Genomic DNA, 18,946 nt, shown 5'->3' with positions numbered 1-18,946 from the left:
CGCAAGCGGGGAGGATCTCTTTGGAAGGAGTGAAAGGAATGGACGATATGGAAGTGAAGGCGGATGCGCTCGATGGGGCGTTCGATGCGGTGCTGGCGGCCGAGGCGGTCGATGAGCTGAAGACGTCGGTCGCGGCGCTGAAGGCGCAGGTGGACGCGCAGGCGGTGGCGGCGTCGCGGCTGCCGCTCGACGGGGCGAAGGCGGCCGATCCGGCGCTGGGTGCCTTTGTCGAGCGCTATTTGCGGTGCGGGATCGATGCGGGCGTGGAAATGAAGAGCCTGTCGGGCGCGTCGGGCGGCGAAGGCGGCTATGCCGTGCCGCGCGAGATCGACGGCAGCATCGCGGCGACGCTGAAAGGCCTGTCGCCGATCCGCGGCATCGCGACCGTCGTGCAGACGGGAACGAGCGGATATCGCAAGCTGGTCGCGACGGGGTCGATGGGGGCGGGATGGGTCGGCGAGACGGCGGCGCGGCCGGAGACGGCGGCGCGCGCCTTTGCCGAAATCGCGCCGCCCTCGGGCGAGCTCTATGCCAATCCCGCGGCGAGCCAGGCGATGCTCGACGATGCGATGTTCAACATCGAGGACTGGCTGGCCGACCAGCTTGGCCGCGAGTTCGCAGTGGCCGAAGGCAGCGCGTTCGTGAACGGCAACGGGACGAACCGGCCGAAAGGCTTTCTGACCTATGCGACCACGAACGAGATCGACAGCGTGCGGGCATTCGGGACGCTGCAATATCTGGCGTCGGGTGCGGCGGGCGCGTTCGCGGCGTCCACCCCGCAGGACAAGCTGGTCGAGCTGGTCCATTCGCTGAAGGCCCCGTATCGGCAGGGCGCGTGCTGGGTGATGAATTCGGACACGCTCAGCCGCATCCGCAAGTTCAAGACGACCGATGGCGCCTTCCTGTGGCAGCCGGGAATGGTCGAGGGGCAGGCGGCGACCTTGCTGGGTTATCCGGTGGTCGAGGCGGAGGACATGCCCGATATCGCGGCGAACAGCCTGTCGATCGCGTTCGGCAACTTTCGCGCCGGCTATCTGGTGGCCGACCGGGGCGAGACGCGCATCCTTCGCGATCCGTTCAGCAACAAGCCCTTCGTGCATTTCTATGCCACCAAGAGGGTCGGCGGCGCGATCATCGATTCGCAGGCGATCAAGCTGATGAAGTTCGCCGCCAGCTGAGGCCGCCTGCGGCGTTTGTCGGGTGAGAACGCCGCGGTCCGCGTAGGCGCGCGAGAGGCGCCCGGTTTCGGACCTTTCCCATACGGAACGAAACCGGGCGCCGATGGCCGCCCCCATGGACCGGGGCCTTTTGGGATTGTCAGGACAGGAAAGGACGGTTTGCCATGCCGGTGAGCCTGGAAGACGCGCGCGCGTGGATGCGGCTTGGCGCGGTGGAAGAGGATGCGGCGATCGAGCGGCTGATCGCGGCGGCGACCAATATCTGCGAAGCCTTCATCGGGCAGTGGCTGATCATCCGCGAAGGTAGCGAGGTCGTGCCGCTGCGCGGCGCGGCGGCGCGGCTGGTTGTGGTGCCGGTGGTGGGGGTGGATGCCGTTGCGCGGATCGCGGCGGGCGGCGACGAAGCGCCGCTGGAAGCAGACGATTATCGCGTTGCGATCGTCGATGGCGCGGCGTCGATTACCGTCACGGGCGCGAGCGTGGGCACGCAACTGCGCATCGCCTATCGTGCGGGGCTGGCGGCCGATGCGGCCGGCGTACCCGAGGCGATACGCCACGGAATCCTGCGGATGGTCCAGCACCTGTACGAAGCACGCGACGGATCGGGGGAGGCGCCGCCGGCCATGGTCGCGGCGCTGTGGCAGCCGTGGCGCCGCATGACGATCGGCGGCGCGCGATGACGGGCGCCGAGAGCGCCGTGCGCGCCAGGGCGATCGCCGAGTTGGGCGGCGATGCCGAGCTGGCGACGCTGATCAACGGGGTCTTCGACGGAACGCCGCCGCGTGCGACCGCCCCCTATGTTTCGGTCGGCGCCGCCGAGGGCAGCGATTGGGGCACCAAGGATCGCGCGGGCCGCGAGGTGCGGCTGACACTGACCTTGCACGGTGTGGGAAGCAGCGCGGATGGCCGCGCGGCCGCACGGCTGGAAGCGGCGGCGGAAGGTCTGCGCGGGCCGGCCGCGGAATGGACGGTCGCGGCGGTGCGGACGATCCGGACGCGCCTGATCCACCCGCGCGAAGGCGGGTGGCGTCTGGACGTGCTGCTGCGTTGCCGGTGCCTTGCGGCGGATTGAACCCGCGCCGGCGTCAGTCGCCGGGCATGGTGTTGGTCGACGAATAGTCGCGGAACTTGTCGGTGAAGTTCGCGTGATAATCCTCGACCTGCATGTCGGCATTGTCGGCGGCATCGGCGGCGGAATCGCCCGCCGCGCGATTGGCCGCGGTTACCGCCGTACGGAAAGCCCCGCGCTCGGTATCGCAGGCCGCTTTCAGCGACATTTCATATTCGGCCTCGGCCATCTTGGCCTCGAGCGACTTTTTCATGTGTTCGCGAAGGCATTTGGTGAAGGCGGCGCGTGTCGTGTCGACATTACCGGCCGTTGACGGCGCCGCGGCAGCCAGAGCCAGACTTAAAATCAGCATTCTGCGACTCCCCGATTTGCAGAGCATTTTTTATGTTGAGGAGATTAGACGATGGCAATCGAAAATGGGAGCGCTTTTCTATTAAAGATCGGTAATGGGGCAGTCCCGCCCACGTTCGCGACAGTTGCCGGCCTGCGTACGACGCAGATGTCGGTGAATGGCGAAATAGTGAATGTGACGACCAAGGATTCGGGCGGCTGGCGCGAACTGCTGTCGGGCGCCGGGGTCCGATCGGTTTCGGTGAGCGCGGCCGGGATCTTCACGGGGTCGGCCGCCGAGACGCGGCTGCGCGGCCATGCGCTGGCGGGCACGATCGACGATTATGAGCTGAGTTTCGAAAGTGGCGAGCGGCTGCGAGGCCGATTTCTGGTCACCCGGCTCGACTATGCGGGCGATTACAACGGCGAGCGCAATTATACGCTGAACCTGGAATCGAGCGGCGCGGTGGCGAGCCTGTGAGCGGGGCAGCGAACGCCTTGCGCGGCGAGGCCGAGCTATGCGTCGGCGATGCGGTCCATGTGCTGCGCCCCAGTTTCGCGGCGTTGGTTGCGGCCGAGGACGAACTGGGGCCGCTGTTCGCATTGGTCGAGCGCGCCGCCGACGGGCGGCTGGCGCTCGGCGAGATGGCGGCGCTGTTCTGGCATTGCGTGCAGGGTCGCCCCGCGGCGCTGACGCGCGAGGCGATCGGTGAGGCGCTGGTGAAGGGCGGGCTGGCAGCAGCGACCCCGGCGCTGCGCGTGCTGCTGGGGCAGATTTTGCAGGGACGGCGATGATCGGCGAGGCGGCGCTGCGGCTTCTTGGCTTGATGGCCCGTTTGGCGGGCTGGTCGCCGGATCGGTTCTGGGCGGCGACGCCGGCCGATGTCGCGGCGGTGCTTGGGGGATGGTGCGAAGAGGCGGACGCGGGGGTCGATGGCGCCGCGCTCGCCGCGATGATGGAGCGATTGCCCGATGACGGATGATCTGGATGAGATGGTCGTTACGGTGCGTGCCGATACCGGCGCGTTCCGAAGCGAGATTGCGGCGCTGCGCGGCGAGCTGGAAGGGTCGCTGGGCGCCGGGGCCGACGCGGCGGGACGGGCGATCGAGCGGTCGCTGACGCGGGCGATCATGACCGGCAAGCTGGGTTTCGAGGATCTGAAACGGCTCGCGCTGTCGGTGATGAACGAGATAGCGCGCGCGGCGATCGCGAACGGCATCGCGTCGCTGGGTGGCGGGCAATCGGGCGGCGGAAGCGGCGCGGGCGGTCTCGTGTCGCTTGGTACCTCGATCGCGATGGCGCTGTTCGGGGCGCCCGGGCGGGCTACGGGCGGGCCGGTCAGCGCGGGGCGCGCCTATCGTGTCGGTGAGCGCGGACCCGAATTGTTCGTGCCGACCGCGAGTGGCCGCATCGAGACGGCGGGCGGCGCGATGCGTGCCATCGCGATCACGGTGAACGTGCAAGGCCAGACGGGAAGCGAGCCGCAGCGGCTCGCGCAGACGGGGCGCCAGCTTGCACGCGCGGTGCGCCGCGCGATGACGGCGGCGGACGATTGATGGGCTGGGCGCTCGTCGCGGCCGAGCCGCATCATCGCAAGGACTGGATCAAACGTTTCGACCCGCGGTTCTGGACCGTCGATTTCGCGCGTCCGATGATGGCGAGCGTGGTGACCGCCGGGCCGCAGGCGTTGCGGGTCGATGCGGTCCTTTACAACCGACAGGATCTGGCGGGGCTGATCTGGGAGGCCGAGGATCGCTGGGACCACCCGCTGCTCGCCTATGCGACGAACCGCGATTTTCGTCATACGCAACTGGCGTTTCGGTGGCGCTCGGGCGGGTTGAAGCCGCTCGACGCGCTGCACGGACCGACGCTGACGATCGAGGGGCGCGATGCCGAGGGCCACCCGCGCGCCTGGTTCGTCCGGCTGTGGAACTATGCCGAGGGCGGGGCCGAGGATGCGGTCGTCCGCCTCGATTTCGATGCGCTCGATGGCGGCTTTCTGCTTCCCGCCGAGGCCGACCGGGTGTGGGCAGGCGACATCGACCGGATGTTCATCTCGCTGGTGCCGCCCGATTATGATGGCGGCGAAGCGGTGTTGGGGGCGCCCGTCGAGGGCTGGGCCGAAATGAGCGCGATCGTCAGTTCGGGTTCGGGGTCGGTGCTGGCGATCGGGGACGCCGTGCTGCCCGAGCATGGGCTGGGGATCGCGGGCGGCTATGACGACAGCTATCATCTGACCCCGGCGCGGGTGGTGCGGCAGATCGTCCATCTGGGATATCGCGGCGATGTCGTTCATTATGTCGGGATGAGCCATTATCTGCGGCTCGAGGCGCTGGGCGGCGGCTTCTACGCGAGCCTGGCGGGCGGGGTGCTCAACGCGCCCTGCACGGCCTGGCACGCCGATTTCGCCGCGACCTGCAAGGCGGCCGGGCTGGGGCTGATCTGGTCGCTGTCCTATGAGATTTTCGATGCCTATTGCTGGAACGACTGGAAGCAGCGTTCGGCGGACGGCGCGCCGGCACTCACCGGATGGGTGCCGCCATCGACGCTGCTGTCGCCCGCCAATACGGTGGCTATGGGATATTTGCAGCTGGTCGCTCGAAGCTTTGTCGCGATCGGGATTGCGGCGGGGCTGGTACCGAAATTCCAGGTCGGCGAGCCATGGTGGTGGGTTGCCGCCGGCGGGCGTATCTGTGCTTATGACGCGGCGGCGACCGCGGCACTGGGCGCCGCGAGCGTGCCGATCGGCGATGTGTGCGGCGCGTTGGCCGCGCCGCAGCGGGGAATGCTCGACGCGCTGGGAGTCTTGCTTGCCGCCTCGACCGCGGCGCTGGTGGCGGCCGCGCGCGACGAGGCGGGCATACACGGATTGACGAGCCACCTGTTGGTGTTCCTGCCGACGGTGCTCGACGCGGCGGCGCCCGAGTTGCGCCGCGCCAACGTGCCGCCGGGATGGTCGGCGCCCGCGTTCGATGTACTGCAGATCGAGGATTATGACTGGGTCACCAGCGGCCGCGGGGGCGAGACCGCCGGTGCCCGCAGCCTGATGGCATCCCGGCTGGGCTATCCGGTTGAGGAGCAACAATATTTCTCGGGCTTTGTGCTGCGCCGCGAGGATCGGGCGCAATGGGTCGCGATCGCCGATGCCGCCGATGCGGCGCGGCGCGAGGTGGCGCGGACTTTCGTGTGGGCGCTGCCGCAGGTGGCGCGCGACGGGTTCGTCGCCTTTGACGGGGAGGATGATGTGCAAGCCTTTGACGCGGTGGACTTTCCGTTGGCGATCGGCCGCGAGGCCATGGTCGCGACCGAATTTTCGACGCATATCGTGAGCTCGCCGTCAGGGCACGAGCAGCGCGCGAGCGAATGGGCCGACGCCCGGATGCGCTATGACGCCGGGCCGGGAGTACGATCGGAAGCCGACGTGCGCCGGCTCGCCGACTTTTTTCGCGCGCGCCGTGGGGCCGCACGCGCGTTCCGCTTTCGCGATCCGTTCGATCATAGTTCGGCGGTGGACGATGGCCCGCCGGGGGCGACGGATCAGTGGCTGGGCATCGGCGACGCGATCCGACGGCAGTTCGCGCTGGTCAAGCGATACGGTAGCGGCGAAGACGAGCAGGTGCGGCCGATCCGGCTTCCGGTCGCCGAGAGTGTGCGCGTATCGGTCGACGGGATCGAGACCGCAGCCTTTGCGCTGACCGCGGATGGCGAGATCCTGCTGGATGCAATCCCCGACGTCGGCGTGGCGGTGCGTGCGGGCTTTCTGTTCGATGTGCCGGTGCGGTTTGCCGAGGACCGGCTGGAGGTCAGCCGAGCGACCTATCTCGCGGGCGATGTGGCCGGCGTCCCGCTGATCGAGGTGCGGGCGCCATGGTGACGTGGAGCGGGATGGCGGCGGCGCCGGACTGGCTGCGCGGGGAGTTGATCGCTCTGACCTGGTGCTGGCGCCTGACGCGCCGCGACGGCGTGACGATCGGGCTGACTTCGCACGACCGCGATCTGGTGATCGCCGGGCTGCCCTATCGCGCCGCGCCCGGAATGAAACCATCGGCCATCGAGACGAGCGACAGCCTGGACGTCCAGACGATGGACATCGAAGGCGCGATCGCGAGCGATGCGATCGCGGCGGAGGACCTGGACGCCGGGCGTTGGGACGGAGCGGATCTGGTGCTGTTCGTGACAGACTGGACCGATCCCGAGGCCGCGCCGGTCGTGGTGGCGCGTGGATCGCTGGGCGCGGTCGAGCGACATGGGACGGCCTTTGCGGCGGAACTGCAAGGCGTGGCGCGGATGCTCGACCGGCCGGTGTGCCCGGCGACGTCGCCATCGTGTCGCGCGATGCTGGGCGATCCGGCCTGCCGTGTCGACCTGGCGCCGCGGACCCATGCACGGCGCGTGGTCGCGGTCGATGGACGATCGGTAACGCTCGACAGTCCGGTCGCGGCGGGGGCGATGGCGTTCGGCGAACTGGTGTGGCTGGAGGGAGCCGCGTGCGGACTGGCGAGCCCGGTGGTAAGCGAGGACGGCGCCGTGCTGACGCTGGCGGAGATGCCGCCGCGACTGTCCGCGCTGCCGCTGCGGGTGCGGTTGGTCGAGGGCTGCGACAAACAGCTTTCGACGTGCCGCGACCGTTTTGCCAACGCGGTCAATTTTCGCGGCGAGGCGCATCTGCCGGGCAACGACCTGTTGACGCGCTACCCCGGTGGATGAGGCGGATACCGGTGCGCGGGCCTTTGCTGCCGCGCGCGCGATGGTGGGCGCGCGCTTCCGCGCGCAGGGGCGGTCGGCGGCGCACGGGCTTGACTGCGTCGGGCTGGTCGCCGCGGCCTATGCCGTCGCGGGACGCAGCCTTGAGGTGCCCGAAGGCTATCCGCTGCGCGGCTGGCGCGGCGAACGGATCGTTGCGGGGCTGGAACGCGCAGGTTTCGTTGCTGCGGCAGATCCTCTGCGGATGGGCGATGTGGCGCTGATCGCGTTGGCGGCCGGGCAGTTCCACCTGGGGCTGCTGGCCCCCGGCCGCGTCGTCCACGCCCATGCGGGGCTTCGCCGCGTGGTCGAGGCGCCGCTTGACGCCCGATGGCTGGAGGCGGCGCGCTGGCGACTGGTTTCATAGGAGGAAGCAATGGCGACTTTGGTGCTTACGGTCGTCGGCGGGATCGTCGGCGGTCCGGTCGGCGCGGCGATCGGCGCCTATGCGGGGCAACAGATCGATGCCGAACTGTTCAAGCCCAAGGGCCGCGAAGGGCCGCGGCTTGCCGACCTGAAGGTCCAGGCATCGACCTATGGCCAGCAGATTCCCAAGCTGTTCGGGACGATGCGCGTTGCGGGAAGCGTCATCTGGGCAACAGACCTGATCGAGAGGCGGACGAAGCGCGGGGGCGGCAAGGGGCGGCCGTCGACGACCGAGTTCAGCTATGGCGTGTCGCTGGCGATCGCCCTGTCGTCGCGGCCGATCCGCGCGGTCCGTCGCATCTGGGCCGACGGCAATCTCCTGCGCGGGGCGAGCGGCAGCTTCAGCGAGCGCTGCACCTTCCGCTGGTACGACGGCAGCGAGGATCAGCTCGTCGACCCGCTGGTCGCCGCGGCGGTCGGTATGGCTTCGGCGTGTGCGTTTCGCGGCCTTGCCTATGCCGTGTTCGAGGAGTTGGAGCTCGCAAGTTTCGGAAATCGTATCCCTTCGCTCACATTCGAGATCGAAGCCGACACCGGCAGTGTCGATACGGGGCTCATCGGCGACGGCCTGCTTGGGGAAAGCGGTCGCTGCGTCGGGCGCTGGCCTTTTGGCGGCTATGCGGCATCGGGCGACCGGCTGCGCGACGCGCTGGAACCCTTGTTCGACGCCGACGGCGTGCGGATGGTTAGCGGTCCGGGGGGCTGGCAGCTCGCGCCGGCCGGCGGAGACGTGGTTGAGCTGGCCGGTTTTGCGGAGGCACGGCGGAGTTTTGGTGCGTCCGACCGGATCGAGCAGCGCCGTTCGCCCCTGTCTTCTTTGCCCGGGACGATCCGGTTGCGGCATTATGAGCCCGAGCGTGACTATCAGCTTGGACAGCAGGCCGCACGGGTTGCGGGCGGCGGCGTGCGCGAGGATCGGGTCGATCTGCCGGCCCTGCTGTCGGCAGGCTCGGCGCGGGCACTGGCCCAGACGCTTGCGGCCGCCGCTGTCGACGGGCGCGAGGTGGCGGTATGGGCCACCGACCTTGCTGCGCTTGCACTGACGGTCGGCAGCATCGTCGAGCTGGCCGACGGGAGCCGTTGGCGGCTTGCGTCGCGGACCGTTCGCGATGCCGCGCATTCGATCGAACTGCGCCGTTTTCAACCCGTTACGGCGGGGCTGGTAGGGGCCGATGCCGGGCTTCCGGTCACGGCCCCCGATTGGCCCGACGCCGAAGCTATGGTCGCGCTGTTCGATGTTCCGGGGCTTGACGCGGTCGCCGCGACGGCGCCGCGCCTGCTCGTCGCTGTCGCGGGGAGCAACGACGGCTGGCGCGGCGCGGACCTGTGGATCCGGCCGGCCCCCGAAGCCGAGCCCGTTGCGATCGGCTTTGCGCGTCCGGCCCTTGCGCTTGGTACGCTGGCGACGCCGATTGCTGCGGGAAGTGGCGATCTCTTCGATATGGCGAACGCGGCGATCGTCGAGCTGATCAATCCGTCCATGCTTCTGGAATCCCGTGACGACAGTGCGATTCTGGGCGGTGCCAATCGCGCCATGATCGGCAGCGAGATGATCCAGTTCGGGGTGGCCGAGTTGCTTGCGCCGGGACGCTGGCGTTTGTCGCGCCTGCTTCGCGGGCGTGGCGGGACCGACGTGGCGGCGCACATCGGCGGGGCGCCCTTTGCGATGATCGAGGATGCGGCGATCGTACCGGTTCCGGACATGCTCGCCCGCCTCGCCGAAGGAGGGGGTGCGGACCTGCAATGGGCGTCGCGCCGCGATACCGATGTGCAGGATGTCGCGATCGGCGTTGTGGGTCGAGCGCTGCAGCCGCTGGCGCCGGTCCACGGACTGCTGCGGGCCGATGGGGCGGGCGGCATCGTTGCCGAGTGGGTTCGGCAGACGCGGGCGGACACGGGCTGGCGCGATCGGCGTTGTGGGTCGAGCGCTGCAGCCGCTGGCGCCGGTCCACGGACTGCTGCGGGCCGATGGGGCGGGCGGCATCGTTGCCGAGTGGGTTCGGCGGACGCGGGCGGACACGGGCTGGCGCGACGGCGTCGATGTGCCGCTGGGTGAAAGCCGCGAGGCCTGGCGCATCGAACTTGTTCCGCCAGTTTCCGATATCGGATCGTGGGAAACGACCACCGCCAACTTGCCGATTACGGCACCGGTGCTCGCGGCGCTGGCAGCAGGCCATTCGATCGCTATCCGGCAGATCGGCGACTTTGCGCTGTCGCCGCCGCTTTTGCTGCCACTGCCATAAGGGAGAAGACCGATGACCGAGATGCATACCCCGCGCTTTGCTCTGCCGCTGCTCGCGGTGGCGCAGGCGCAGAAGGAGGTGACGCACAATGAAGCGCTGACCATGCTCGATGCGCTGGTGCAGGCTTCGGTCGAGGAGGGACCGATTGCCACGCCACCGGTAGCACCCGAGCCGGGACAATGCTGGCTGGTCGGCGCCGGGGCGAGCGGCGCGTGGTCCGGACAGGATGACAAACTGGCGATATGGAGCGACGGGGGATGGCGTTTTGCTGCACCACGGGAAGGCATGCGCCTCGGCTGTTTGTCCGATGGAACGGAGCTGCGTTTTCGGTCGGGAGCTTGGGTCGTTCCCGGCGTGATCTCGAGCCCCGTCGGAGGGGCCATAATCGATTCCGAAGCCCGCTCCGCCATCGCGGCGCTGATTCTGCTCCTCGACGCGCAGGGCATTCTGATTTCAGGGTGATTTTGCCTCTCTTCGCACCGCAAGTGCGGCTTTTTGGCAACAGATTCACGATTTGTTAGCTTGCACGGAACCAAAGGCACGGGTAGGACGTCTGACGAGACGTGAATCTCAATTGAAAGGGGAATCTACTATGAGGAAGCTTGCCGTCGCTATGGCGTTGGCCTCCACTGCCCTGGCGTCGCCGGCTCTGGCGCGCGACAACTCCTGGTATGTTGGAGTTGGTGGTGGCGTGATGATCGTCGAAGATCTTGATCTCGACATCGGCACTGTCAAGGACGCCGGTTCGATCGACCACCGCAAGGGGTATGATTTCGAAGGCACCGTCGGATACGACTTCGGTGGTTTCCGTGCGGAAGTCGAAGTCGGCTATCGCGAAGCCGACATCACGTCGGGCACCTTCACGACCCCCGGCATTCCGCAGAATGCCAATGGTTCGGGTGCGCTCCGTACGGGCGCCGTCGACCTGAACGGTGACTCGAACGCACTCAGCTTCATGGTCAACGGTTTGCTCGACTTCGGTGACGATGATGGCCTGCAGGGCTTCGTCGGCGGCGGTGCCGGTGTGGCCCGCGTGTCGGTCGAACCCGTCTATGCCGGTTCGTTCCTGGACGATTCGGATACCGGTTTCGCCTGGCAGGCGATTGCGGGCGTTCGCGCTCCGATCAGCAAGAACTGGGACGTCGGTCTGAAGTATCGTTTCTTCAACGCCAGCAACCTCGACCTCGTCGATCAGCTTGGCCGCGACGTTTCGACGCGCTTCCGGTCGCACTCGATCCTCGGTACGCTGACCTACAACTTCGGTGGTGCACCGGAGCCGGTCGCGCCGGCCCCGCCGCCGCCGCCGCCGCCTCCCCCGCCGCCGCCTCCCCCGCCGCCGCCGCCGCCGCCGGCCGTTTGCGAGCCTGGTCCGTACATCGTGTACTTCGACTGGGATCAGTCGAACATCACGCCGGAAGCAGCGTCGACGCTCGACAACGCGATCAGCGCCTACAACCGCGGCTGCTCGGGTACGCAGGTTTGGCTCGCCGGTCACGCCGACCGCTCGGGTTCGGCCAAGTACAACGTCGGTCTGTCGGAACGCCGCAACACGGCGGTTCGCAGCTATCTGACCGCACGTGGTATCTCGGACGGCTCGATCTCGGCCGAAGCGTTCGGCGAATCGCGTCCGGCCGTTGCGACCGCCGACGGCGTCCGCAACGACCAGAACCGCCGCGTGGAAATCAAGTACGGTCCGGGTTCGGGCAACTAAGATTTCCAGCCCGGTTCGGGTTCGAAACAAGGAGGGCGGTACCGCAAGGTGCCGCCCTTTCTTTATGTTCCGAGGTTCGTCGAAACCACATTGCACATTTCGTTTGCTCTCGCTCTAAAATGTTATACCATAACAAAGCAGGAGGGAGCTTCCCGCATGGACTTTCGACCTGCGGCGCGGGATGGGCGCAGCGACATGTGCCGGTCCCGCATATGGGGAGATGCAAGATGCGCGACCGCCGCAGCCAGTTTCACCGCAGCATTTTCCGGGCCGACCCCAATGGGGACCCGGATATCAACACGACGCCGCTGATCGACGTCATGCTGGTCATGCTTGTCATGTTCATCATCACGATTCCACCGCCGACCCACAGCGTCGACATCACATTGCCGCAGGGGCCGGACCTTCCGGGCAAGGTCCTCGACGAGAACCGGGTGACGATCGATACCCGCGACGTCATTCGCTGGAATGGCGAGGCGATCGACCTGGCGGAGCTCGGGCAGTTGGTGAAGGTGGCATCAGACCGTCCCCAGCAGGCGACATTGAAGCTCGAGCCCGAAGCGCGGGCTCGCTATCTGCGCGTCGACGAGGCGATTGGCGCGATCCGTCGCAATGGCGGCAGCAAGCTCGCCTTTCCGGGTATCCAGCAATATGGCGGCATGATCTGAAGCTGGTAGCCAAGACGATCGATCGGCGACGAGCGGGCGTCTCGATCCTCTCCGTTGCTCCGGACCCGATCCGGGATCGCCAACCGCCGCGTCCGCGATGGCGAGGGCTAGTCGGGGGCCGGAGACAATGGCGAGGACAGGTGTTGCGCGTCCAGGATCCCCGCCAAGGCCGGTCAGGCCGTCGGCGCGGTGCCCGGGCGCAGATATTGCATCATGTAGCTCACATAGTCGGGCTTGCCGAGCGGGACGCCCAAGTGGCGCATCACCGCATAAGCGGCAACGAGATGGAAATAGAATTGCGGCTGAGCCCAGTCGCGGACGTAGGTCGCGGCGGTCATGTCGAAGACCATGCCATTGGGAAGATCGAAGCTGACGTCGCGATCGGGGTCGTCGCCGAGCGCGGCGGGATCGAGCGCGTCGAGCCAGGCAAGCGCGGCGGCGATTTGACCTTGTAAACCCGAAGCGTCGGTCGCATCGTCACCCGGATCGGGCGCGCCGGTGGCGCCGAGGCGCGCCGGCGCCTGGATCGCCTGCATGCAGGTGAAGCGCACCTGTGTCGCCAGCGGAAACATGTCGGGGGCGAGCCGCGCGACAAGGAATTCCTGCTCCCCGACGCCATTTTTCTCACCCCACGCCAACGCCTTGTCGAGCTGGCCCGAGAGCGCGCGCAAGGCGTTGAGATATGCCGGAATGGTGAGATCGTAGAGCGTGGCTGGCATGGAGCATCCTTTGAAGGGTGGCGCGATCAGGCGGCGGCGAGATTGTCCTGAAACTGCAGGCGGGCGAGGCGGGCGTAGAGGCCGTCAGCGGCAACGAGATCGTCGTGGCGGCCTTCCTCGACGATCCGTCCGTCGTCCATCACGACAATGCGGTCCGCGGCGCGCACGGTCGCGAGGCGGTGCGCGATGACGATCGTGGTGCGATCGTGCATCAGACCTTCCAGCGCATCCTGAACGAGCTTTTCGGATTCGGCGTCGAGCGCCGATGTCGCTTCATCGAGCAGCAGCAGCGGCGCCCGGCGAAGAAGTGCGCGCGCGATCGCGATCCGCTGGCGCTGGCCGCCCGAGAGGCGCGCACCACCTTCGCCCATGAAGGTGTCGAGTCCTTCCGGCAGTTTGCGAACGAACTCCTCGGCATTGGCGGCGCGGGCGGCTTCCCACAACTCGTCATCGGTGGCCGCCCAATTGCCGTAGCGCAGATTGTCGCGTGCCGAGGCGGCGAAGATCACCGTTTCCTGCGGGACCATCGCGATGCGCGCGCGCAGATCGGCGGGATCGAGTTCGGTCAGCGGGGCGCCGTCGAGGCGGATCTGGCCGCCCTGCGGATCATAGAAGCGCTCGGCAAGTTGAAAGAGCGTCGATTTGCCGGCGCCCGACGGGCCGACGATCGCGACGGTTTCGCGCGGGCGGATGGCGAGCGAAAAATCGTGCAGGGCCGGGGCGTCGGGGCGGGTCGGATAGCGGAACTCGACATGGTCGAACTCCAGCGTGCCGATCGCGGGTTCGGGGAGCGTTCGCGGGCTGGCCGGTGGCGCGATACTGGGTTCGGCGACGAGCAATTCGTTGAGCCGCTCGGCCGCACCCGCCGCGCGGAGCAGGTCGCCATAGACTTCGGTAAGGGCCCCGAAGGCGCCCGCGACAAGGCCGCCGGTCAGGACGAACGCCGCGATCGTACCGCCGGTGATCGTGCCGGCCGCGACACCTGCCGCGCCATACCAGAGCAGCGTCGTGATGGCGCCGAAGAGGAGGCCGATGACGATCGCGGTCATCGTCGCGCGGAGGCGGATCCGCCGCTTTGCAGTCGCGAAATTGGCTTCCACCGCGCTGGTGAAGCGGTCGGCCTCGCGCGCTTCCTGGCCGAAGGCCTGGACGATCTTCATCGCGCCCAATTGTTCGGCGGTCGTGGCGCCGATATCTGCGACACGGTCCTGACTCGACCGCGAGACATTCTGGAGCCGGCGGCCAAGCAGGACGATCGGCATGATGATCACCGGAATGCCCAGAAGAATGCCGGCGGTCAGTTTTGGCGAGAGCGAGAAGAGATAGACGATGCCGCCGATCCCCATCACCGTGTTGCGGAGCGCGACCGACACGGTCGTGCCAACGGTCTGTTCGATGATCGAGGTGTCCGACGTCATGCGCGACGCGATTTCGGATGGCCGGTTCTCCTCGAAAAAGCCGGGGGCGAGGCGCAGCAGATTTTGTTGCACGGCCTGACGGATGTCGGCGACCGTTCGCTCGCCAAGCCAGCTCACGAAATAGAAGCGGACGGCCGTGGCGCCTGCGAGGAAGACCACGATGACATAGAAGAAGCGAAAATGCGGTGCGACGTCGCCGCCGCCGGCGACGAACCCCGAATCGATCATTTCCTTGAACTGATAGGGGATGGCCAGCGTCGCGAGCGCCGCGATACCCAGGGCGATCGCGGCGACAAGCAACTGCAGCGGATAGCGGCTGGCATAATGCCAGACCATGCGCAGGCTCGACAGTTTGCGGGGCGGGGCTGATTTGTCGGATTTGGTCGCCATCGCCGACGGCCCTAGCAGGGGCGTACGTGCCGCTCAACGACGGAGAATGGCGTCGGACTTCAAGCGGTGTGAAGCGCTGCTGTGGAAAGGGAGCTCGAAGCCGGCCTCGCGCTCCCTTCCGATGTTGTCCGCGTCAGCGGTTGTCGAGCTGTGCCCGTACCGCGCGAAGGCCGGCGGGCGTTATGCGATAGGGCGCCCCGCCGCGCGATGCGATGAAGCCGCGATGGCGAAGGCGCCGGAATAGCGCGAGACCTCCGCTTTCGAGGATGTGACCGTCGCGCGTGAAGCACAGCGCTTCGACGAGGCGGCCGTTTTCATCGCGCCGGTGGCGGATCAGTCCGCCCTGCGCCAGCACGTGGAGCACGCGCTGTTCGGATTTTGAGATGTTCATTGGAAATGGTCCGGGATTGTTCGGCAACAGGACGCACGCCGGACCGGTGGGCCGGCGGCGCTTGCGTCATCCCTTTCGCCGGGATGTTAGCGGTTGCCCGCAATCTCAGACATATTCACTCCAGGGGACGCCCGTGCGTCCGTGTCCCGGAATATTATCGATGCGCCGCGCGTGCAATGCTTTTGATGCATTGCACAATGACGCCGATAGCCTAGACTGCACGGCAAACGGGGCGCCGCGAAAGTCCCCGGCCGGACGCAAAAGGGACAATCACGACATGCTGTATCACGCCTTTGAAATGCAGAAGAGCTGGCTTGCGGGGGCGAGCGCGCTGGCGACCGCGGGGGCGCAGGTGATCCAGCATCCGGCCAACCCGCTCGGCTATTTTGGCGGCAGCCCGATGTTTGCGTCCGCGCTCGAGGTGTTCGCGCATGCCGCGGCGCCGCGCGGCAAGCCGGGGTTCGAACTGTACGAAACCGTCGTCGAGGGCGAAACGGTGCGCGTTACCGAAGCGATCGAAGCCCGCAAGCCTTTCGGCCAACTGAAGCATTTCAAGCACAAGGGCGCGAAGGGGGCGCCCAAGCTGCTGATCGTCGCGCCGATGTCGGGCCATTATGCGACGCTGCTGCGCGGAACGGTCGAACGCATGTTGCCCGACCATGATGTGTGGATCACCGACTGGCGCGACGCACGCAACGTGCCGCTGGAGGCGGGGGCGTTCGATCTCGATGATTATATCGATTATATCATCGGCTGGATGGAGCATATCGGCGCGGGCGCCCATATGCTCGCGGTATGCCAGCCCTCGGTGCCGAGCCTGGCCGCGGCGGCGATCATGGCGGCGGACAAGCATCCGTGCCGCCCGGCGACACTGACGATGATGGGCGGACCGATCGATACGCGCAAGGCCCCCACCGCGGTCAACCAGCATGCGACGACGCGGCCCTACGCCTGGTTCCAGGAAAATGTCATCGCAACCGTGCCGGCCTATTATCCGGGTGCCGGGCGCCGCGTCTATCCGGGTTTCCTGCAACTCGCGGGCTTCATGTCGATGAACCTTGGCAACCACATGATGAGCCATTGGGAGATGTTCAAGCATCTGGTTCAGGGCGATGGCGAAGGGGCCGACAAGACCAAGGAATTCTATGACGAGTACCGCTCGGTCTGCGACATGACGGCCGAGTTCTACCTTCAGACCGTCGACGTCGTGTTCCAGCGCCACCTGCTGCCGAAGGGCGAGATGCTGCATCGCGGCCGGCCTGTCGACCTGGGTGCGATCGAGGATATCGCGATCCTGGCGATCGAGGGCGAGCGCGACGATATCTCGGGTATCGGGCAGACCAAGGCGGCGCTGACGCTCGCCAAGTCGCTTCCGGCCGCGAAGAAGAAATATCTGATGGCGAAGGCCGTCGGCCATTATGGCATCTTCAACGGTCGCAAATGGCGCGACGAGATCGCGCCGGTCGTGGAAAAATGGATCCGCGCGAACGGCGGTTGAGGCGCCGCGAGCAACCGACCGGGGGGCGCAAAACCCTCATCATCGCTATGCGGCCGCGAGGATCGGGAGGCTGCTGCCTATTCCAAGGCCAACACAGGCGGCGGCGCCCCGGACGCGCGGCCATGAAAGGTGCCGATCAGGCGGGGATGTAGGTGAGCCGGATCACCTCTTCGCTTACCATATCGGTGGTAGCCAACCGGAGCGGCGGCCGAGCGTCGGTGAAGAAGGGGGTGCCGCGGCCCAGCACGACAGGGTGAAGATAAAGGCGATATTCGTCGATGAGGCCGGCGTCGGTCAGACTCTGCGCCAGATTGGGCCCCGAGACCGCAATTTCTCCGGCCAGCCGGGTCTTCAAGTCGTGCACCAGTGTTGCGACGTCGCCTGCGACGAGGGTGGCATTGGGGCCGGCCGACGTCAGCGTGCGTGAGGCGACCCATTTGGGCTGGCGCCGCCACGCCGCAGCGAACGCCTGTTCGGCCGGCCCCCATTCGGCGCGATCATCGTCCCAGTAGCGCATGATTTCATACATCCGGCGCCCGTAAACGCTGCCGGCGAGTCCCTCGACATGTTCGGTCCAGTGGCGAAAGAGTGTTGGTTCGGTCGCCATCCGGTCATGGTCGACATAGCCGTCGAGCGACAGGTTCATTCCAAAGACGAGCTTTGCCATGTTCGTTCCTCCGTGCGCATCAGTGCCAGGGCGAGGTCCGTATCGACCAGTAGACCAGATAGAGCAGCCCCGCCCACAGGAGCAGGATGAGCGCCATGCCGGTCCGGCTCGACGGGCGTTCGCTCGCGGCCTCGGCGGCGGCGTGGAGTTCGGCCCAGAGGGGTGCCGGAATCAGCCGGCGAACGAGGATGAGGCCGAGCGGAACAAGGATCAGGTCGTCGAGCCAGCCGAGAACGGGAATGAAATCGGGAATCAGGTCGATCGGCGACAAGGCGTAAGCGGCGATCGCGACCGCAATCGCTCTCGCAGGCCATGGCACGCGAGGGTCGCGCGCGGCGAACCAGGCGGCGTGGGCCTCGACCGCGAGCCGGTGGCCGAGATCGCCGATGCGTTCCGAAAGGGATTTGCCGGTCATGCGATGCAGCCTTACTGTCTCCCCATGGCTATCCAACTGAAAAGCGCGCGCGTCGAGCGCTGGCCCGTCGCGGGACAATTCGTGATCGCGCGCGGCGCCAAGGATCATGTCGATGTCGTCGTCGCCGAAGTCGAGGGCGATGGCGCGATCGGGCGCGGCGAGGGAACGCCGGTATACTATCTTGGAGAGGATGCGGCGGGATGCCGCGACCTGATCCTGCATGCCGCTTCGCATATCGCCGATATGGGCGCAGCCGCCGCGCGTGCGGCGATCCAGGAAATCATGGCACCGGGCGCCGCGCGCAACGCGCTCGATTGTGCGCTCTGGGATCTGGAGGCGCGCCAACGCGGCCTCCGGTTGTGGCAGCTTGCGGGATGCGACGGCGCGCCGACCGCGCGCGCGACTGCCTATACGATCTCGCTCGGCACGCCGGGTGCGATGGCGGAGCAGGCGGCCATGGCCGAGGCCGACGGCTATCACCTGCTCAAGATCAAGCTGACCGGCGACGGCGACCGGCTGCGCGTCGCCGGAGTCCGCAAGGGTGCACCCGGTGCCCGGTTGATCGTCGATGCCAACGAAAGCTGGGGCCAGATCGATATTCTGAGCGAGGTCGAGGCCCTTGCCGAGATGGGCGTGGAGATGATCGAACAGCCGGTTCCGGTCGGCGCGGACGCCCTGCTTGATCCCATCTATGCGCCGATCCCGTTCGTCGCTGACGAGAGCTGTCAGACCGCGGCCGATGTCGCGCGGATCGGCCCCTTTTACGACGGGGTGAATATCAAGCTCGACAAGGCCGGCGGCCTGACCGAAGCGCTGCGGATCGCCGATGCCGCCGACGCGGCGGGGTTGTCGATCATGGTCGGCTGCATGCTGTGCACCAGCCTTGCCGTTGCGCCGGCGTTCGTGCTGGCGCAGCGTGCACGCTGGGTCGACCTCGACGGTCCCGCGCTGCTCGCGCGCGATCGCGAGGGCGGATTCGAGTTTCGCGACGGGCGGATCGCGCCCTTGGTCTGATGCCGACCGGCCAAGATTACAGTAAAGTAACTTTACTGTCCTGAATTTGGACTATATGATGCGGC

Annotated in this window: 23 protein-coding genes; 17 read left to right on the top strand and 6 right to left on the bottom strand. The window is 67.1% G+C overall.

The window, feature by feature from the left end; genetic code table 11:
* Nucleotides 1–38 precede the first annotated feature (38 nt).
* From JNM03_RS05090 to JNM03_RS05080, 3 genes are all read left to right on the top strand, one after another.
* Complete coding sequence (locus tag JNM03_RS05090) at nucleotides 39–1,178, top strand: phage major capsid protein (protein WP_294034940.1); 1,140 nt, start codon at nucleotides 39–41, stop codon at nucleotides 1,176–1,178.
* 164 nt (nucleotides 1,179–1,342) lie between these two features.
* Complete coding sequence (locus JNM03_RS05085; RefSeq protein ID WP_294034938.1) at nucleotides 1,343–1,858, top strand: hypothetical protein; 516 nt, start codon at nucleotides 1,343–1,345, stop codon at nucleotides 1,856–1,858.
* Nucleotides 1,855–2,250 carry a DUF3168 domain-containing protein gene (locus JNM03_RS05080; protein ID WP_294034936.1) on the top strand — a complete coding sequence of 132 codons (396 nt, stop codon included), beginning with the start codon at nucleotides 1,855–1,857 and terminating at the stop codon, nucleotides 2,248–2,250. Before JNM03_RS05085 ends, JNM03_RS05080 begins: the two co-directional genes overlap by 4 nt.
* A 13-nt stretch (nucleotides 2,251–2,263) precedes the next feature.
* On the opposite strand, the gene JNM03_RS05075 is transcribed toward JNM03_RS05080, so the two are convergent.
* On the bottom strand, nucleotides 2,264–2,599 hold the full coding sequence (locus JNM03_RS05075) for a hypothetical protein (RefSeq protein ID WP_294034934.1): 336 nt from the start codon (nucleotides 2,597–2,599) through the stop codon (nucleotides 2,264–2,266).
* 51 nt (nucleotides 2,600–2,650) lie between these two features.
* Here JNM03_RS05075 and JNM03_RS05070 point away from each other — a divergent pair, with 51 nt between their 5' ends.
* From JNM03_RS05070 to JNM03_RS05015, 12 genes are all read left to right on the top strand, one after another.
* The gene (locus tag JNM03_RS05070) at nucleotides 2,651–3,058 is read left to right on the top strand and encodes a phage major tail protein, TP901-1 family (RefSeq protein WP_294034933.1); all 408 of its coding nucleotides are present in this window, start codon (nucleotides 2,651–2,653) and stop codon (nucleotides 3,056–3,058) included.
* Nucleotides 3,055–3,372: a gene transfer agent family protein gene (locus JNM03_RS05065; RefSeq protein WP_294034932.1), complete on the top strand. Its 318-nt coding sequence runs from the start codon at nucleotides 3,055–3,057 to the stop codon at nucleotides 3,370–3,372. The genes JNM03_RS05070 and JNM03_RS05065 overlap by 4 nt, the downstream gene beginning before the upstream one ends.
* Entirely contained in the window at nucleotides 3,369–3,560 is a 192-nt protein-coding gene (locus JNM03_RS05060) for a phage tail assembly chaperone (RefSeq protein WP_294034930.1), read from the top strand. Before JNM03_RS05065 ends, JNM03_RS05060 begins: the two co-directional genes overlap by 4 nt.
* Entirely contained in the window at nucleotides 3,550–4,134 is a 585-nt protein-coding gene (locus tag JNM03_RS05055; protein WP_294034928.1) for a tail tape measure protein, read from the top strand. The genes JNM03_RS05060 and JNM03_RS05055 overlap by 11 nt, the downstream gene beginning before the upstream one ends.
* Nucleotides 4,134–6,452, top strand: a complete 2,319-nt coding sequence (locus JNM03_RS05050) for a DUF2460 domain-containing protein (RefSeq protein WP_294034926.1) — start codon at nucleotides 4,134–4,136, stop codon at nucleotides 6,450–6,452. The genes JNM03_RS05055 and JNM03_RS05050 overlap by 1 nt, the downstream gene beginning before the upstream one ends.
* Complete coding sequence (locus tag JNM03_RS05045; protein WP_294034924.1) at nucleotides 6,446–7,285, top strand: DUF2163 domain-containing protein; 840 nt, start codon at nucleotides 6,446–6,448, stop codon at nucleotides 7,283–7,285. Before JNM03_RS05050 ends, JNM03_RS05045 begins: the two co-directional genes overlap by 7 nt.
* On the top strand, nucleotides 7,278–7,688 hold the full coding sequence (locus JNM03_RS05040; RefSeq protein ID WP_294034922.1) for a peptidoglycan endopeptidase: 411 nt from the start codon (nucleotides 7,278–7,280) through the stop codon (nucleotides 7,686–7,688). Before JNM03_RS05045 ends, JNM03_RS05040 begins: the two co-directional genes overlap by 8 nt.
* A gap of 9 nt (nucleotides 7,689–7,697) precedes the next feature.
* Nucleotides 7,698–9,803 carry a phage tail protein gene (locus JNM03_RS05035; RefSeq protein WP_294034920.1) on the top strand — a complete coding sequence of 702 codons (2,106 nt, stop codon included), beginning with the start codon at nucleotides 7,698–7,700 and terminating at the stop codon, nucleotides 9,801–9,803.
* The gene (locus JNM03_RS05030) at nucleotides 9,790–9,990 is read left to right on the top strand and encodes a hypothetical protein (RefSeq protein WP_294034918.1); all 201 of its coding nucleotides are present in this window, start codon (nucleotides 9,790–9,792) and stop codon (nucleotides 9,988–9,990) included. The genes JNM03_RS05035 and JNM03_RS05030 overlap by 14 nt, the downstream gene beginning before the upstream one ends.
* Nucleotides 9,991–10,002: 12 nt before the next feature.
* A complete protein-coding gene (locus JNM03_RS05025) occupies nucleotides 10,003–10,452 on the top strand; it encodes a DUF2793 domain-containing protein (RefSeq protein WP_294034916.1) in 450 nt (149 codons plus the stop codon).
* Between the two features lie 130 nt (nucleotides 10,453–10,582).
* Nucleotides 10,583–11,701 carry an OmpA family protein gene (locus JNM03_RS05020; protein WP_294034914.1) on the top strand — a complete coding sequence of 373 codons (1,119 nt, stop codon included), beginning with the start codon at nucleotides 10,583–10,585 and terminating at the stop codon, nucleotides 11,699–11,701.
* A 227-nt stretch (nucleotides 11,702–11,928) separates the two neighbouring features.
* Nucleotides 11,929–12,369, top strand: a complete 441-nt coding sequence (locus JNM03_RS05015; RefSeq protein WP_294034913.1) for a biopolymer transporter ExbD — start codon at nucleotides 11,929–11,931, stop codon at nucleotides 12,367–12,369.
* A gap of 173 nt (nucleotides 12,370–12,542) precedes the next feature.
* On the opposite strand, the gene JNM03_RS05010 is transcribed toward JNM03_RS05015, so the two are convergent.
* The 3 genes from JNM03_RS05010 to JNM03_RS05000 all read right to left on the bottom strand — a co-directional run bounded on the left by JNM03_RS05010 (nucleotide 12,543) and on the right by JNM03_RS05000 (nucleotide 15,287).
* Entirely contained in the window at nucleotides 12,543–13,088 is a 546-nt protein-coding gene (locus JNM03_RS05010; protein ID WP_294034912.1) for a DUF1993 family protein, read from the bottom strand.
* Nucleotides 13,089–13,114: 26 nt separating this feature from the next.
* A complete protein-coding gene (locus JNM03_RS05005; RefSeq protein WP_294034910.1) occupies nucleotides 13,115–14,896 on the bottom strand; it encodes an ABC transporter transmembrane domain-containing protein in 1,782 nt (593 codons plus the stop codon).
* Nucleotides 14,897–15,029: 133 nt separating this feature from the next.
* Nucleotides 15,030–15,287, bottom strand: a complete 258-nt coding sequence (locus JNM03_RS05000) for a YjhX family toxin (RefSeq protein ID WP_294034908.1) — start codon at nucleotides 15,285–15,287, stop codon at nucleotides 15,030–15,032.
* A 277-nt stretch (nucleotides 15,288–15,564) separates the two neighbouring features.
* Between JNM03_RS05000 and JNM03_RS04995 the strand changes: the two genes are divergently transcribed.
* Nucleotides 15,565–16,785 carry a polyhydroxyalkanoate depolymerase gene (locus tag JNM03_RS04995; RefSeq protein WP_294034906.1) on the top strand — a complete coding sequence of 407 codons (1,221 nt, stop codon included), beginning with the start codon at nucleotides 15,565–15,567 and terminating at the stop codon, nucleotides 16,783–16,785.
* A gap of 136 nt (nucleotides 16,786–16,921) precedes the next feature.
* Here JNM03_RS04995 and JNM03_RS04990 read toward each other — a convergent pair whose 3' ends face one another.
* On the bottom strand, nucleotides 16,922–17,452 hold the full coding sequence (locus tag JNM03_RS04990) for a dihydrofolate reductase family protein (protein WP_294034904.1): 531 nt from the start codon (nucleotides 17,450–17,452) through the stop codon (nucleotides 16,922–16,924).
* A 19-nt stretch (nucleotides 17,453–17,471) separates the two neighbouring features.
* Entirely contained in the window at nucleotides 17,472–17,867 is a 396-nt protein-coding gene (locus JNM03_RS04985; protein WP_294034903.1) for a YkvA family protein, read from the bottom strand.
* 24 nt (nucleotides 17,868–17,891) lie between these two features.
* Between JNM03_RS04985 and JNM03_RS04980 the strand changes: the two genes are divergently transcribed.
* Nucleotides 17,892–18,881: a dipeptide epimerase gene (locus tag JNM03_RS04980; protein WP_294034902.1), complete on the top strand. Its 990-nt coding sequence runs from the start codon at nucleotides 17,892–17,894 to the stop codon at nucleotides 18,879–18,881.
* Nucleotides 18,882–18,946: the final 65 nt, after the last annotated feature.

This window comes from Sphingopyxis sp., from assembly GCF_016793825.1.
Classification (GTDB): Bacteria; Pseudomonadota; Alphaproteobacteria; order Sphingomonadales; family Sphingomonadaceae; genus Sphingopyxis.
The sequence above is the reverse complement of the archived record's forward strand: the minus strand, read 5'-3'. Positions and strand labels throughout refer to the sequence as shown.

Excerpts from the sequence above, each read along its gene's own strand:
- JNM03_RS05020 (WP_294034914.1), top strand. The coding sequence starts at position 10,583 with ATGAGGAAGCTTGCCGTCGCTATGGCGTTGGCCTCCACTGCCCTGGCG.
- JNM03_RS05045 (WP_294034924.1), top strand. The coding sequence starts at position 6,446 with ATGGTGACGTGGAGCGGGATGGCGGCGGCGCCGGACTGGCTGCGCGGG.
- JNM03_RS05080 (WP_294034936.1), top strand. The coding sequence starts at position 1,855 with ATGACGGGCGCCGAGAGCGCCGTGCGCGCCAGGGCGATCGCCGAGTTG.
- JNM03_RS05075 (WP_294034934.1), bottom strand. The coding sequence starts at position 2,599 with ATGCTGATTTTAAGTCTGGCTCTGGCTGCCGCGGCGCCGTCAACGGCC.
- JNM03_RS04990 (WP_294034904.1), bottom strand. The coding sequence starts at position 17,452 with ATGGCAAAGCTCGTCTTTGGAATGAACCTGTCGCTCGACGGCTATGTC.
- JNM03_RS05070 (WP_294034933.1), top strand. The coding sequence starts at position 2,651 with ATGGCAATCGAAAATGGGAGCGCTTTTCTATTAAAGATCGGTAATGGG.
- JNM03_RS05090 (WP_294034940.1), top strand. The coding sequence starts at position 39 with ATGGACGATATGGAAGTGAAGGCGGATGCGCTCGATGGGGCGTTCGAT.
- JNM03_RS04995 (WP_294034906.1), top strand. The coding sequence starts at position 15,565 with ATGCTGTATCACGCCTTTGAAATGCAGAAGAGCTGGCTTGCGGGGGCG.
- JNM03_RS05010 (WP_294034912.1), bottom strand. The coding sequence starts at position 13,088 with ATGCCAGCCACGCTCTACGATCTCACCATTCCGGCATATCTCAACGCC.
- JNM03_RS05025 (WP_294034916.1), top strand. The coding sequence starts at position 10,003 with ATGACCGAGATGCATACCCCGCGCTTTGCTCTGCCGCTGCTCGCGGTG.
- JNM03_RS05050 (WP_294034926.1), top strand. The coding sequence starts at position 4,134 with ATGGGCTGGGCGCTCGTCGCGGCCGAGCCGCATCATCGCAAGGACTGG.
- JNM03_RS05005 (WP_294034910.1), bottom strand. The coding sequence starts at position 14,896 with ATGGCGACCAAATCCGACAAATCAGCCCCGCCCCGCAAACTGTCGAGC.
- JNM03_RS05060 (WP_294034930.1), top strand. The coding sequence starts at position 3,369 with ATGATCGGCGAGGCGGCGCTGCGGCTTCTTGGCTTGATGGCCCGTTTG.
- JNM03_RS05085 (WP_294034938.1), top strand. The coding sequence starts at position 1,343 with ATGCCGGTGAGCCTGGAAGACGCGCGCGCGTGGATGCGGCTTGGCGCG.
- JNM03_RS04980 (WP_294034902.1), top strand. The coding sequence starts at position 17,892 with ATGGCTATCCAACTGAAAAGCGCGCGCGTCGAGCGCTGGCCCGTCGCG.
- JNM03_RS04985 (WP_294034903.1), bottom strand. The coding sequence starts at position 17,867 with ATGACCGGCAAATCCCTTTCGGAACGCATCGGCGATCTCGGCCACCGG.
- JNM03_RS05015 (WP_294034913.1), top strand. The coding sequence starts at position 11,929 with ATGCGCGACCGCCGCAGCCAGTTTCACCGCAGCATTTTCCGGGCCGAC.
- JNM03_RS05055 (WP_294034928.1), top strand. The coding sequence starts at position 3,550 with ATGACGGATGATCTGGATGAGATGGTCGTTACGGTGCGTGCCGATACC.
- JNM03_RS05035 (WP_294034920.1), top strand. The coding sequence starts at position 7,698 with ATGGCGACTTTGGTGCTTACGGTCGTCGGCGGGATCGTCGGCGGTCCG.
- JNM03_RS05000 (WP_294034908.1), bottom strand. The coding sequence starts at position 15,287 with ATGAACATCTCAAAATCCGAACAGCGCGTGCTCCACGTGCTGGCGCAG.